The following is a 14512-nucleotide window of genomic DNA, read 5'->3' as shown; positions in this document are numbered from 1 at the left end:
GTTTAGTTATCAAAAACCTATTAGGGCATCCTTGATTTTTTGTACAATCGAGCGCCCAGCATATTGCTTTTTAGGCTTGAAATCATCACGAGCGTTATCACCCATTTCTAAGTAATACTTGCCCAGTTCTCTATCATGTTGTAGGTCAATTGTTTGTTGTCTAATATCTGTCTGCAATTCCGCCTGCAACATCTTATATTCACCGTCAACTTGCATCATGTGTTTATCTACCCACGCCTTGAGCAATAGATGGTCTGTTGCTTGTTGATGGCGTAGGGCTTCTTTCTCCTTGGATGAAGTGAAATCAAGCTTCATCTCTTCTAGGATGTTAGCTAGATGAGTATCAGCTAAAATCGCTGACTGCACTGCTCTTTCAATTTTTTCGCCGCTAACACCAGCTTGTTTGTAGATGTCGCTTAGGACTATATTTAAGTCCTCAGTCCCTTTGATAGCAGCTAACATCTGCTCTCTAACCTGTGGGGCGAATTCGCTAATCTTCGCCCCGTCATTACCCATTTGTCCTATCAGCTTCAGGGCTGATTTATCACCTGTTAGCGCTCTAACTACTAAGTTAGTAGATGCGTTAAATTTAGTTTTTAATTGGCGCTCTAGGTGGCGTGATTTGGAAGTTACCAGATTCTTTAGCTTCATTGAACTTTTCACAGCGATATTCCTTTGATGGGGTAAAGATTTGGTTGCAGTGATACTCCATTCGTCTTACATATTGCTCAATAGCTGACTTTCGTTTGAGATATTGCTGATAGCTTGATTGCTCTAGCATTGGCAGATACAAGCAGCTATACAAGGGTAAAATCACAGCACCGAGCGCACCCAAACTAACAGCAATTCTTGAGAAGTAGCTCATTCTCACCCACCGAATACCCAAGCACTCAAGCAGCGTCAAGTTATCGCTATTGAGCCGCGTTGAGCCTTGCGAGGATTGAGAATTGGGTGCTTTTAATGTTTTGGCGGATGACTCCCATATCCGCTTTGATGTCTCCTGAGAAGTTGTTAACCTTTTGGTTCAATCTAGAAGCTCTGTTGCTGACGTGTTCTCGCAAGTCTTGGGCGTTAGTCTCAAATGATTGCTCAATAACATCAAATTTCTGATCAACGTAGTTCTTGATTGCAGCCGTTACAGTACTGATGAATTGGCTGTAGTCAGTAAAAGTGTCGTCAACGTTTTCAGCAATGCTCAATGTTTCTTGTTCCGTTAACTCAAACCCCAGCGCCGATGATTGGGCTGTTACAATTTGACGCTTATCTTCACTAGTTACAGTGATGCTGTTAATCTCTTGGGAAGCGACCGTAAGCTGACTGTTATCAAGTTCAGCGTCAGGTTGTGCATCTTCTAGCCCTACTAGAAACGTTTCTTCAACGGGTTCATCAACTACAGATAATTGGCTTGTCGATTTGACTTTGAGATAATCAACGGCTTGACTCAATTGCTCTTTGGTTGGATTGTTAAGGTCATCGCACTCGACAGCAAGCGCAGCCAAAGTATAATCGTCTTTAGTGAATCCTTGATAACCCTGTTTGTACAAACGAGCGCGGACATTGTTAGTAAATTTGTCAGACATGATGATTACTCCTTATTTGACTAGTGCTAAAACTTCGATGGTTGCAGATTTCATGGGCTGCGCTCGTCTGTTGATTGCCCATTTAGCAGCAACAAACGCAACAAGGGCTAAATCCTTGCAGTGGTAAGTATTTTCAGCTTTAAAAGATAGTCCGGCTTTTTCAAACCAGTAGTAACGAGTGCTGCGCGGTACGTCTATAAGATTGATTTTGAGATAGTCTGCAAGAATTTCTAAAAACTGTCTGCCTGAGTAGTGAGCATCTAACTCATAGAAATGTCTAAATGCTTGCCAGCGTTCCGTAAACCCCTCACCACGACCCGTAAAACTGCCGTAGCGCCGTTTTAGTCCAGCGAAACCTTCAACTATCTTTTGAGCATCAACTGCCTGTACTTCAAAACTGAAGTGTTGCTTTAAGGTTGCTACAACTCGATACCAAGTAATATCAGCAATCTGTTTGTTTAACTCGCGCTCGTAAATCTGTTTCAACTGGCGATACTTAGCTATATACTCTTTCGTCGCCACATTTTCTCCTGGTTAATATTTAAGTGTGTATAAAATTAACTGCCATTCCAGATAAGTCCAAGGTATTTGATGTATGTAATTAGTTGAATCCAGTTATTTGATATGAGCAGTTAGCTGACGACTATCAATAACCTTGGAAAATAAATCTGACAAATCATGAAGAACTTACTTTTCCGAGGCTATAACCACGTAATAACAAGGTTTGTCAGCTTTTAAGACTTACTGACACTTTCTCGTTTACCCCCGCGAATACGCCCCTTTTGGACTAGTTGACGCGCTTGTACCAAAGCCTTTGTCCGCGACGCGCGGTAGTATCTGTTACCAATGGTTAGAACAAACTCAACTGTATTGAGTTGTGATTTATCTCTGCTGTGTGCTGTTTATATAAGCTCGGCACTTCGTAGCAGCGTCTTAGCACCTTGTCCCGATTGAGCTTTAAGTCAGCACTCTTAGACTGACGCGGTAAAGGACGGAAATAATATTGTGTGTGGTTGATACTGTCACTGCTTGTTAAATATCTGTACAGCGTTCCATCGATCCAGTAAGTCTTGTTCTGGCTCAACAGCGTGACGCATCCTACAAGCTGTTTATCGATCATCATTCTTTTCTCCTGCAACACACGTACCCGTCAAGCTTGCACCCAGGAAGACGGCGATAGATGCGATCGCGCTTCCTTCAAAAATCTTGGCGTTGTAAATCCATGTGGGTTGATATTCCTCCCCTCTGCTTTCTTCAATCCGGTCAAACCCGTGACAAAAGATAGAACCAACTACCATAAAACTAGTAGTTACCAAGCTCACAATTGCTACTGATGACGCTCCATTAAGTATGAATGAGTTAATCTTTTCACGCCAAGGAATTACACGGCGAATGTGCATTACTGGCTTCTGTTCTAGATATGAATGCCACTGCTCATCAGTAAAATTCAAGGGCTTGGAATCACAATAATCGTGTTCGTCAAGTAGTTCGCCTACTGCTTGAATTGCATCTCCTAGCATCACATCTGGAGAGTATTCTAGTTGTCTGAATTCTTCCGAATCTCGGATTTCTCTGAGCCAGCGATCTATTGCTTCTAACCTTCGTAATTGATTTTGATTAAGCATTGTTCTCTCAAGACGTATTTCGTTGATTGCTTCTATCGGTGTTGGGTAGCTTACAATCTGCTAATTGGTTCATCAAAAGTGAAATCTTCTGCTGGTAAAGATATTTGCGTAACTACTGTGGGCACTGATTTTGCCAAAGAATCGCGTTCATCTATATCAAAGGCTGGTAAAACTTCCCAAGTAGCTTCTAAATGCCTGCCGTACCTGGAAAACATCACATTAATTAGCTCTGTTAAACTTGCTAATTTGGTAGTTTTCAAAAGATGTTCGCCCTTTTCCAGCGCCGCACCCCTAATCACAACTCGCGCTTGAGCCATATTTTTGAGTCCTTAAGTAAGACATTTGCAGACATAACTGTGAGCATGGTTGCAATCAGATGCCCATGCCAAAAAACAAGATTGGACGCAATTGGGTTTTTTTTGGTCTTCTAAAAAATTTGCAGACTTTTTGCGTCTTGTCTATTACAATATCACATATTAGCTACAAATTAGAGCAGATTTTTGTATTTGATAAGAAAACTTGCACTAATTAGCTAGAAATCAGTCCTAAAAAAGTACGATAGAAGGCAAATGTATATGTTAGATGCAGTGAGTAAAAGAGTTCACGTAACTTTACCTGATAAGGTTTTTGACGCATTAGAGCGATGGGCTGATGACCAAGGCCGTCCCGTTGCCAACCTTGTAGCGTACCTAGTTGAAAAAGCTATAGAAGAAGCTGAGACACAAGGGAGGATTCCGTCATCATCCAGCAACGACAAGAAGGACAAATGAATACAAACAGTAATTCTGCCATCCCTGCCATTAATAAAGCGATCGCCTTGAAATAGCTGACATACATAATTGGCAGAGAAAACTTTTCCTTGCTGGTGTTAGATGACGACTAACTGATGCACCAATCGATGAAATCCGCCTGCTGTTGCTCATGCAGTCCTAGAAGATAAATTCTATTCGATGAGAGTTTTCTTATGGCAGCAAATGATTTAAACCCGCAACTTCCATTAATAGTAAATCTCAACTTGATTAATCAAGAAGGTCAGGAAAACATTGACCTCAGTAAATTAATCATAGAAATTGATTCAACTCTATTTCCTAACCAGGAACAATTTCTAAAAGCTTTACGCAGTCATTTGTTACAGTCTCTCAAAGAAGTTCCTGTAACAACTTCCATCAATCTGAGACAAATAGAAAACAATTCTTTTGAAAATGCCGAAGATGAATTATATCCTCCGGTTCCAAAATCTCAAACAGAGAAAAGTCAAAATAGTATTCAGGAAAACGAAAGTTATTTTGAAACTCCAGCTAATTCCATTCCAAATACTTCAATCACAGTTAGACAATCAAAATTATTTAAGTCCCAAGACTTTGAAGCTATTCCAACAGCAGCACTTATGTTTTCCAGTATTGACTCTCAAATCAAAAAAGAATTGTGGAAGCAAAATGAAGATGGGATAGCCTACTTACAACATAGAGCTAAAGGCGATTCTCAAAACTTCATTGAGCATTATATTGCCAACCCCGGTGATATTTCCATGCTCCCTTGGGATGAAGCACTGCAAATCATTGATAAATTTGGGTTTAACAGCGCCAAACTGCACTTAATCTTTGCTGCCTATGCAATGAAACAGGAAAGACCGTGGGAAAGCTTATTTATTCTCAATGCCAGCGACTTGATAAAAGATATGGGTTGGGATCAGCGAACTGATTTACCCAAACATAAAAAACTCTCAGAAATAGCCAAAACTGCGTTTGCATTAGATTGTTTGTTAGTTAAAGCAGTATGGATAGAAGGTAGGAATAAAAAAGGTGGAATAAATGCTAGTACCCCTGTAGGTCGAATGTGGAACATTACAGTTGTGCCCTATGGTCAGATAAATTTACAAGGGAAAATAGAAGAGCCTAATGAAGTTCAGTTAATTATTCAACCCGGTGCTTGGACTCAACATTTTTTGAACAGAGCAGGAGCAAAATCAAGGGACGCTTTATATCAGTTTGGCTACTTAGCCCAACAAGTTTTGAAAATTGATCCCTACCATGATGAACTCGCGCTAAGGCTGGCTATATATCTAACATTAGATAGTCGAATTCGCCTTGATGGAAATTACAAAGTACAGGAGCTATTAGAAATTGCATTTGTCAAACCGATTATAGATAAAGCTCGATTAGATCGCCGCCGAGCCTATGACTTAAAACAGCACTGGGATAGTGCCATAAAGCTACTACTAAAACTGGGCTGGCAGATTGCATTTGACCCCGAAACTTACCCCGAAGAGCTAAGACCAGACTCCAAGGATAAGAAACCTAAAGGCTACCTTGATAAGCTGTTGGATGCAAAACTCACCATCAAACCCCCAACCCCTATCCCGGAACTTATAGCATCCAAGTCCAAACTCACGGTTGAACGATCGCAATTGAAAGTTAAACCCAAAGTAGAACAGTTACAGCCAAAAGCCAAGCCCACACAGGAACAACACATCAGCTTGACTAGCAGTCAAGTTAAAAAAGCACGTATTGCTAAAGGCTGGTCGCAAGCGAAACTGGCTGGTTTTATCGGCGTATCTCAAAACCTTATTTCCCTGATTGAACGGGGTGAGCGCACCTTCAATCCACAGCTAGCCACCCAGATCCAAACGCTTCTAGATATCCAAGACTAAGTATTATTACTTTAGATTTCCCAACTACGAGTTGATGATCGGCTGTGGTTGGCTGGTTTTCTGTTGCAGTCTTGTTTTAAAAAAAATAATTCAAAAAATTGGCTTTAAAGCTTTGCCCTGTAAGGCTTTGGCTCTTAAAACAAAGGCTCTAGAATCCCCGGACAAAAACTCTAGAATCCCCGGACAAAAACTCTAGAATCCCCGGACAATCCATTTTTGAAATCCTTGCTGCATAAGGGTTGTAGCCTCTTAAAACAGCCCTGATTAATTAGATTAATTAGATCAGTTTTGCCTAGTGGTTTTGCCCAATCTGGCATTATTTCTTGATGTCCAAAAATGTCAAAAACTTTTTTGGCTACTGAAAACCTTAAGCTGCCCTCAAACCAAAATCCCACAATAAGCACCCTGGCGTGTACCAACAGAGGGGGTAATGGCTGATAAGCGGCGGTTTCCTAGAAGGAGTGACTAATAAATGACAAACCCCGTAGTCGAGAGCAGAAGAACGGCGCTATCAGGGAAAAAATCTATTTACGATAGCGCGTTTTTACCCCCAGTCATACCTAGTAATAAAATCAAGTTTGCGTTTAATGCAACAGGCAGAAATAAAGACTGGGACTTTAAGAAACTTGCCGGTAACTTTCAAGATGTAGAAGGCACTCTAGCCGATGTCCAGCAACACATAAAAGCAGGTCACGCTATCTGTGCTGGCTTATTGGGTGGGAAATGGCGCAGTAAGGCTAATGTCATCGGTTCTCAATGGTTGCTCCTTGACATTGATAATTCCGATGTCGCCCGTGATGAGGACGGCAAACCAATCAAGGACGAAAACGGAAATTCTATCAAAGTTTACGATCCGCAACTAACCATTGAGGAAGCTCTAGCCCATTCCTTCATTCAAAAGCACTGCGCTTTAATGTACACCACTGCCAGTCATAAACCAGACTGGCATAAATTCCGGTTGATTTTCCCTTTACCGCAATATGTTGAAGGTGCTGATACTGTAGAAGCTTGTACCCGTAAGCTGATGCAGCAGTTGCCCCATGACCCAGCTTGTAAAGATGCAAGTCGTGTTTTCTACGGCAGCACAGAGGCAGAATTCCCCCTGGTCAACCCTGAAGCCACTTTACCAGCAGAATGGATTCAGGAAGCGATTGCGATCGCGCAAATTGAGCGTATTGAGTATCAGCTACGAATTCAAGAAATTGAGTCACGGCGTAAAGAGTGGCGTGAGATTTCCCTCACTGAAGGCTGGGATATTGACCAGCTAATCCAGAACGCGCTTTCATTCATCCCACCGCGCACCCCAGGAAGCGGTAACTACGACGAATGCCGTCAGGTGTTGATGGCGCTGGTTAATCATTATGGGGCAACAGATGCGGAAATCATAGCCGAGCAGTGGTCGCCTAGTATCAAAGGCTCAACTTGGAACATCCACGCCAAGATTCGCAGTTTTCGGCGCGGGGGAATCTCAATCGGTACACTGTTTCACATTGCCAAACAGTATGGCTTTCGGTTCCCGCAACGGCAGTATGAACCATACCAGCCCAAAGGAGTAATTAGCCGTGAACAGTGGGAACTTGGGCGAGTCAGAGAGGACTTGAGCAGCTTCCAAAATTTATTAAAGCAAGCCATCGCTCCATTTAGTTCGATATTTAAAGGATTCAAAGCCCCACCAACACCCAAGCCCTTACCCGAAATTGACACGCCTTCGCCCAATGTAATTATTTACAAGCCCGGCAATATCCCGTACATAACTGAAGTTACAGGCAATATCTCTATCTCCTGCCAGCCAGAAGAACATATCACCGCATGGGTAGAAGCTGTTTCTAAAGGCTGGACGCAAATTTTAGATAATTCCCATCCCGGACTAGGTAAGTCTTACAACGCGGGGCAATTGACGGCGGGGCTATTCGGCGTTGATAAACTAATTTACCAGGATGCCAACCACAGAAACCCATCTACACTACCCATTGAGACGAATTTTGTTGACTTACCAGTGCGGCACAACGGCTTTAAACTAGATCCCACCCGCAAAACTCCTACAGGTGAGGACTTTAAACTGTGGACTAAAGCGGGTGAGACTGCCGACACTGACGGCAATTGTCACAGGACTTACTTATTTAACGCCTTCCGCAACAAGAATTTTAGCAGCCTTGATTTTGAAGAGAGCGGCATCAGTCCCATCTGTGGCGGTTGTTCCCTTAAAAATCAGTGCCGTTTCTCCAGTGGTAACGGTTTTGGCTTCCGCTTTCAAAAGCGCACAGCAATTCAAAATTATTCCGAACTCAGAGCGCACCCAGACTCTACACCAGTTACCTTAACTAATGCTGCTGACCAAACTTTCACTGTTGGGCGGTTATGGGAAGAAGCAGGCACACTCATCAAACCCGTGCGTAATGTTGATGTGAACCTTGGCGATTTTGAAACCACTGTGGGCAAGCTGCTACTGTTAGAACCAAATCTTCTATCACAGCTGCAACCTGCACTAAAAGTTTTACACCAACTGTTAACTCAGCAACTTAAGCCCACTGACCGCTACGGGTTTGATGATGCCAGCATCCGTGCGCTGCTGCCCCCTTTCCCAAATGGCTTAGATATCGAAGCGATTCAGCAAACTGTAGAACCTGATTTAACTTTTTTAGAAGACTTGGACTCAATTGATATTACCCAAGATAAACAACTCAAAAAAAGCTCTGCGGCTCGTTATGCTGCCAAAAAGGTAGTTAAAGACAGCGCACGAACAGCCGGGAGGGAGTTTCTTGACTTGCCTAATTACTGGTTGCCTGACTTCCTGGAAGCTTGGAAGGGTGATGGTAGTTTTCAGTCTCAATGGGGTGTACTCAGCATTCACCGCCGAAACCCCAAGCATACTGAATTGGCCCACTCTGCCCAATTTAATATTTATCTTGATGCCACTTTCAAATCCCAGCAATTGAAATTGAAACTGGGCATCAATGATCCTGTGTTAGTCATCGAGCAACAACGCCCAGACTACGACAATTTAAAAGTGGTCAACGTTACTGGGCTGGGTAAACTGCCCAAAAATCGCTCTCTTCCACTTAGCGCTCGTGTTAATGCCCTCAAAGAAACCTTGAAAAAACTCTGCCCCAACCTTGGCATTATCGATTGGAAACAAATTGCAACCCAAGCCGAGGGCCGCACAGAATACGGTCACTTTGTCGATGGGCGTGGTGTTAACAGGTTTAGTGAGTGTGATGCGATCGCAAGTTTCGGCATTCCCTACCAAAACATCGGTGTTTTAGCCGCACAATATCAGGTGATGACTGGTGAACCAGTCAACCTGGAAGATAAAAACAGCGCTTTCCAAAAGTATCTCACAGACCTGATCCGTGCAGAAATCATCCAAGAGATTGGGCGATTACGCGCTCATCGTCGCCCCAATGTGGAGCTAACATTCTACTTCTGCGCTGACTATGACCTTAGTTTCCTCGATCGTGAATTACCAGGAGTGAAATTAGAGGTTGTTGATGCCTGCTCTCTATGCACCGAAGCGGGTAGCCGAGATCAGCAGACGGGACACGCCATCGTCAAAGCGTTTACCCAGCTTTGGCAGTCACACCAGAAAATTGGACAAAAGGCTATAGCCAAAATCATAGACACTACCCAAGGATGGGTGAGCCGATTTACCCAACGCTGGGGGGGCTGGCAGCACTTTAAAAAATTATTACTCTTGCTATTAGATAGTCTTAATAGCGGTAGTAATAAAAATTTGGCTGACTTAGACGAGGATGAAAAGTGGCTAGCGCGTACATACTTCCCGATGTTGATTGCTGAATCAGAATCATCACCAGAAGATGCCTTAGAACACGTCGCTGAAGTTGCCACAATCTTTACTAATACTGCACTGCGGCGAGTTTTTAACTTCTGCACGCCGATAGTTTTGGCTGACTTACTGATGATTATCTTGCGTTGTCTGCCTACTGAGGTTTACTCAGACTTTGCCCCAATGCAAGCCGTAACTAACCCGACAGTGACCTGATAAAATTTATCGGAAATCATTACTACTGACAAGCTCAGTAGTAAAAGATGCTCATAATGATGATTGTGTACTTAATCATTGAGTGAGCGTCCCGTTCAGTATGCCTCTGAGTGGGTTGGTTTTCTAGATGAAAACTTGGAACGAGGTTTTTTAACTACTCTAGGATTAACTCAAATAAAGCAATATCCATCCAACTGGTAATTAAACGATAAGTTTGTTGTCCGTACATCAATTGTTTCTTGAAATATGAACAAATACTTTATCGACTGCGACCTCAATAATTTCTGGTCAGATAACGAATACGCCAAAAAATATCAATCCGCACCAGTTACCTACGATTTAATTGAAGTAGTTGAAAAAGAGCTTGGCTTCAAACTACCCCAGTCCTATATTGAACTAATGAAGACGAGAAACGGAGGCATACCCAATAAAACTTTCTTTGCGACAACTGAGGAAACTATTTGGGGAGATAGAATCGCAATAGAAGGAATTTTTGGGATTGGTGTTGACAGTTCAGCTTTTGCTCTGTGCGGAAATAATGGCAACCATTTTTGGATTAACGAGTGGGGCTATCCCGATTTTGGGGTTTATATCTGTGACACGCCTTCAGGCGGACACGATTTGATTATGCTGGACTATCGCAAGTGCGGCAAAAATGGCGAACCGGAAGTAGCTCACGTTGATCAAGAGAACGACTATAAGGTAACAACCATTGTCAAGAACTTTGAAACGTTTATCACAGGTTTAACCGGGGATTGAGCCGATTTACCCAGCGTTGGGGAGGCTGGCAGCAATGCGAAAAAATTATTACTCTTGCTATTAGATAGTCTTAATAGCGGTAGTAATAAAAATTTTGCTGACTTAGACGACGATGAAAAGTGGTTAGCGCGTACATACTTCCCGATGTTGATTGCTGAATCGGAGTCATCACCAGATCACCTGTTAGAGTCAATGGCAGAAGTTGCCCAAGTTTTTAGTACTAGGGCGATGCGGCGAGTTCTACACTTCTGTAGCCCTCAAGTTAGGGCTGACTTACTGATGATTGTACTGAGTTGTCTGCCCACTGAAGTTTACTCAATTTCAGTTTCTGAAATCTCTGCATCACTCGTAGAACCTACGCTATCACCTTGAACAGTCATAAGAACTGATTCTAGACGATAACCAGCTTCTTGAATGTAATATCCAGCTGCACCCACGTCTTCAAACACGTTGTCAAATTGGGGATGAGTTGACGGAAAAATCTTTCTCAGGCGATCGCTGATTCCTGAAAGTTCTTGCTGAATTGCGATTAGTTCTTGAGTATCATCATCCATGACTTATTTACCACAAAGATAGCTGCCCCGGTGAAACATTTGATTTACCTCCTCTATGGTATAAAAGGTGACAAGCACTACAAAGAGCTATAAGGTTGCCTCTGTGGTTATTTGCTGGGTTTCTGTCCCAATGATGAACCTGTAGGGTGTACACGCTGCGTTTTGAGCGTGTTATATGTGATGTTTTTTCACCAGGGGGAATGCACTGTAATCCACATTTTTGACAATGCCACTGGGCTTGTTGCTTAACTTCCGTGGCAATTTCTGACCAATTATCTGGGTATAGAGAATAGGTGAACGTCATCAGTCTAATTAAACTAAAGCTTTGAGAATTGTAATGCTTCGAGGGCTGGGCTACGTTTGAAAAAATATTACTTCTGCTATTAGATAGTCTTAATAGCGGTAGTAATAAAAATTTGGCTGACTTAGACGAGGATGAAAAGTGGTTAGCCCGTACATACTTCCCGATGTTGATTGCTGAATCAGAATCATCACCAGTACCCAACTGCTAAAAAATTTATTCAGATTCAAAGTCGATCAGAACAGCATCGGACTGAAACATTTCGTCTCTAGCTTTTAAACCAATATCTCGACGGATACTGTCTAGAATTTCTAGACCTGTGCGTTGGCTGTTGGGGTAGGGAGTCCAGATGGCGTTGACTGTAATTTCAGTACCGACTAAGAATGTGTTGACTGCGCCGATAAAATACTCACCATCGTCATAATCTAAGCGAACAAGGTAAACACGAGTTTTGCCAGCATAGTGAGCATTTTTAATGTCAGAGGCGGTTTGATAATCGGGATGTGATTCAGTCAAGTAGGTGATTTTAGGTTTGTTGGGATGATAAAATGTTTCGGATTTACCCCAATTGGGATCTGACTTTTTAAATTCTTCGGATTTACCCAAATTGGGGTCTGACTTTTTAAATCCTCCCGATTTACCCCAATTGGGGTCTAACTTTTTACGCCTTTGAGCTTCTCCCATATTGATTCCTATTATGTGGCTAACTTGACCTGATTAAAGACTAAAACTAGGATGCCATTGTTTCTATGTTGTTGCTGCCTGGGCTACGGAAAGAAAAAATATTACTCCTGCTATGTAGATAGTCTTAATAGCGGTAGTAATAAAAATTTGGCTGACTTAGATGACGATGAAAAGTGGCTAGCGCATACCTTCACTTATTTGCTTTTTTGTATACGATAATCACTCTATCTAAGTAAAGTTCATCCGTTACTACTGAGATGGTTCGTATAAGCTGTTCGCCTTGAACTTCAATGCTATCAGCTATTTTCGTGTCACCATCATCGTATCTGAGCTTTTTTTTATTAACTTCATCGCTAGGTACAGCCCACGATACCAGATCATCAAGCAATAAGAAGGCTTTAGAGTCATAGAAACTTAGATGACCGTTAAACGGTATAACTTCAGACTCCAATACCCCTTCTCTGTCATACCAATAAACTTTTGGTTCGCCTGTTCTTTCTTCAAAGAATTTACCATCTGACGAGATAGTTAGAGTAAGTCCTTCGGTTGCTTCTACCTGAGCAATTAAATTATTGCTGTTACCATTCAACCAATTTTCGACACCATTCGGATCTGGTTCATCACCGATAAATTTAATTTGGGCGTTTAGAGAAATGCTTCCAGTTAACAGCCATGTTCCAATTAATAATTCTATATTCATAGGATTTTTCTAATTACAGGTTTGATTCAGGCTGTTGCTGCTGTGCTACTGGCTCTTTACTTTGTCTCTTGCCCTTTGCACTATTAACTGTTGATTTATCCGGCTCACTACTAGCTTTATCTGATGCAGTATTTACAACTGCTAACTGAGTTGAAGTAGCCAGATTTGATGACGGATTATTATCATCGCTTGAAGATGTCTTTTTCTGGCGACGGCTGCTTTTCTTCAACTCGCCTAATAAATACCTAATCCGGCCACCACTCAAATTGATGCCCAGCCCTTTCAGCATCTCTGACACTTCATCATAACTGTAGCCATACTTATCAGAGGTCAGTTTTTCAATGTACCGTCTCATTTTCCGAACTGCGTCTCTGTCTGAGATGTCCTCTCGCTCTTTCGGTTTCTGCTCCTTAAGTAGATTGATAGCCTTATCAATCTTGCCCTTCGTAATCACTTCTGAATTCTGATGTTCACTCATGGTTATCTCGTGAATTCTGATTAACTGATAATTATCGGCTATTTGAAATAATTTGTACCAAGAAAGTTTTCAAAATCCTACAAAAATCGGCTATTGAGGCTACGCCGATTTACCTTTTTGTACTACGGCTACGCCAAACTATTTTTTAGTGTTGTAGCTTCGCTGGTAGTCTTATTCAAGCTAATGCTAAACAATCTGGCTATTACAGCTACGCTGAATCAGATAATTTTACTTAAAACAGCTACGCTGAATAATTTTTTAGTATTACGGCTACGCCGGACTATTATATTGTGTGGCAGCTTCGCTGAATCAGAGAATTTTCATATAGCAGCTACGCTGTTTTTATCTCTTGTGCTGTGGCTACGCCAAACCAGAATTTACCTCCTGCTTGATTATCTCAAATTCCTGGCTACGCCGTTGCTATCCTCCCCTGTAAGTTGTAGGATGATCAGCAGCACGGCTACGCCTTTATACTCCTGCCTTCAGCCCCCTGCTCTGCCCTCCGTACATACGTAGCCAGGGATACCTCATATACCCCGAAAATGGGCTAGAAGCCAGCCATGCCTCAAAGCTTACGCTTTGTCTCGCTGCGCTCGAACGGCAGACTGGTTCAAGTGGGGAAGCCCCCCTTGAAAAACCCCCCTCGCAATGTCCCTCAATCTTCTCGACTTATGGCTAACCGCAAGCAGTCAAAAGCTCTAGTCAGAAAGCATATTTTTCCAGTTAGGTTAAGTGATATTGAACTGGATTTGCTGCGAATAAAATCACTTGATGCGGGAATGTCAGCGAGTGAACTGATGAGGCGCAATGCGTTGATGCGTCCGTTGCCTAAACGGTTGAGTAAAATTAGCTTGCAAACATATTGGGAATTAGGACAAATCGGGAACAACCTAAATCAGCTTGTCAAGGCAACTAACATAGCCCTAAAAATTGGGCGAACTTTACCTGCTGATCCAAAACTACTAAGAGAACTTTTAGAACTGTTGCATCAGTGTAGGCGAGACATTGCCTCGGATGACATAGAAGACGAAGATTCGGAAGAGGAAGAGTCAGACGATGATTGGGAAGCAGACTAAAGGCAGAGGTTTTCGCAAGCTGTTGGATTATTTGGAATCCCGTGAAGATGCTAAACTAATTGGCGGCAACATGAGCGGGAGAAATGCCATTGGCGTCAAGTTAAG

At 42.4% G+C, this 14512-nt stretch carries 16 protein-coding genes; 5 read left to right on the top strand and 11 right to left on the bottom strand.

The window, feature by feature from the left end:
* Positions 1-9: 9 nt before the first annotated feature.
* From A4S05_RS22120 to A4S05_RS22100, 6 genes are all read right to left on the bottom strand, one after another.
* On the bottom strand, positions 10-651 hold the full coding sequence (locus tag A4S05_RS22120) for a hypothetical protein (RefSeq protein ID WP_069071948.1): 642 nt from the start codon (positions 649-651) through the stop codon (positions 10-12).
* Complete coding sequence (locus A4S05_RS40500; protein ID WP_141699781.1) at positions 590-865, bottom strand: hypothetical protein; 276 nt, start codon at positions 863-865, stop codon at positions 590-592. The genes A4S05_RS22120 and A4S05_RS40500 overlap by 62 nt, the downstream gene beginning before the upstream one ends.
* Before the next feature lie 46 nt (positions 866-911).
* On the bottom strand, positions 912-1580 hold the full coding sequence (locus tag A4S05_RS22115; protein ID WP_069071947.1) for a hypothetical protein: 669 nt from the start codon (positions 1578-1580) through the stop codon (positions 912-914).
* 12 nt (positions 1581-1592) lie between these two features.
* Positions 1593-2102, bottom strand: a complete 510-nt coding sequence (locus A4S05_RS22110) for a hypothetical protein (RefSeq protein WP_069071946.1) — start codon at positions 2100-2102, stop codon at positions 1593-1595.
* Between the two features lie 587 nt (positions 2103-2689).
* Positions 2690-3205, bottom strand: a complete 516-nt coding sequence (locus A4S05_RS22105; protein ID WP_069071945.1) for a hypothetical protein — start codon at positions 3203-3205, stop codon at positions 2690-2692.
* A 50-nt stretch (positions 3206-3255) separates the two neighbouring features.
* Positions 3256-3522: a hypothetical protein gene (locus A4S05_RS22100; RefSeq protein ID WP_069071944.1), complete on the bottom strand. Its 267-nt coding sequence runs from the start codon at positions 3520-3522 to the stop codon at positions 3256-3258.
* A gap of 258 nt (positions 3523-3780) precedes the next feature.
* Here A4S05_RS22100 and A4S05_RS22095 point away from each other — a divergent pair, with 258 nt between their 5' ends.
* The 4 genes from A4S05_RS22095 to A4S05_RS22075 all read left to right on the top strand — a co-directional run bounded on the left by A4S05_RS22095 (position 3781) and on the right by A4S05_RS22075 (position 10614).
* Positions 3781-3975 carry a ribbon-helix-helix domain-containing protein gene (locus A4S05_RS22095; protein ID WP_199349608.1) on the top strand — a complete coding sequence of 65 codons (195 nt, stop codon included), beginning with the start codon at positions 3781-3783 and terminating at the stop codon, positions 3973-3975.
* A gap of 194 nt (positions 3976-4169) precedes the next feature.
* Positions 4170-5855 (top strand): helix-turn-helix domain-containing protein, encoded by a 1686-nt coding sequence (locus tag A4S05_RS22090; protein WP_084227208.1) that lies wholly within the window; start codon positions 4170-4172, stop codon positions 5853-5855.
* 472 nt (positions 5856-6327) lie between these two features.
* On the top strand, positions 6328-9855 hold the full coding sequence (locus A4S05_RS22080) for a PriCT-2 domain-containing protein (RefSeq protein ID WP_069071942.1): 3528 nt from the start codon (positions 6328-6330) through the stop codon (positions 9853-9855).
* Between the two features lie 246 nt (positions 9856-10101).
* Positions 10102-10614 carry an SMI1/KNR4 family protein gene (locus A4S05_RS22075; protein ID WP_069071941.1) on the top strand — a complete coding sequence of 171 codons (513 nt, stop codon included), beginning with the start codon at positions 10102-10104 and terminating at the stop codon, positions 10612-10614.
* 311 nt (positions 10615-10925) lie between these two features.
* Here A4S05_RS22075 and A4S05_RS22070 read toward each other — a convergent pair whose 3' ends face one another.
* From A4S05_RS22070 to A4S05_RS22055, 5 genes are all read right to left on the bottom strand, one after another.
* Positions 10926-11168, bottom strand: a complete 243-nt coding sequence (locus tag A4S05_RS22070) for a hypothetical protein (protein WP_069071940.1) — start codon at positions 11166-11168, stop codon at positions 10926-10928.
* A gap of 7 nt (positions 11169-11175) precedes the next feature.
* A complete protein-coding gene (locus A4S05_RS39225) occupies positions 11176-11472 on the bottom strand; it encodes an HNH endonuclease (protein WP_084227207.1) in 297 nt (98 codons plus the stop codon).
* A 213-nt stretch (positions 11473-11685) separates the two neighbouring features.
* Positions 11686-12153 carry a hypothetical protein gene (locus A4S05_RS22065; protein WP_069071939.1) on the bottom strand — a complete coding sequence of 156 codons (468 nt, stop codon included), beginning with the start codon at positions 12151-12153 and terminating at the stop codon, positions 11686-11688.
* Positions 12154-12343: 190 nt separating this feature from the next.
* On the bottom strand, positions 12344-12853 hold the full coding sequence (locus tag A4S05_RS22060; protein ID WP_069071938.1) for a hypothetical protein: 510 nt from the start codon (positions 12851-12853) through the stop codon (positions 12344-12346).
* A 13-nt stretch (positions 12854-12866) separates the two neighbouring features.
* Positions 12867-13331, bottom strand: a complete 465-nt coding sequence (locus tag A4S05_RS22055) for a hypothetical protein (protein WP_069071937.1) — start codon at positions 13329-13331, stop codon at positions 12867-12869.
* 671 nt (positions 13332-14002) lie between these two features.
* On the opposite strand from A4S05_RS22055, the gene mobC reads away from it, so the two are divergent.
* Entirely contained in the window at positions 14003-14407 is a 405-nt protein-coding gene (mobC, locus tag A4S05_RS22050) for a plasmid mobilization protein (RefSeq protein WP_069071967.1), read from the top strand.
* Positions 14408-14512 lie beyond the last annotated feature (105 nt).

This window comes from Nostoc sp. KVJ20 (assembly GCF_001712795.1).
Taxonomy (GTDB): domain Bacteria; phylum Cyanobacteriota; class Cyanobacteriia; order Cyanobacteriales; family Nostocaceae; genus Nostoc.
The sequence above is the reverse complement of the archived record's forward strand: the minus strand, read 5'-3'. Positions and strand labels throughout refer to the sequence as shown.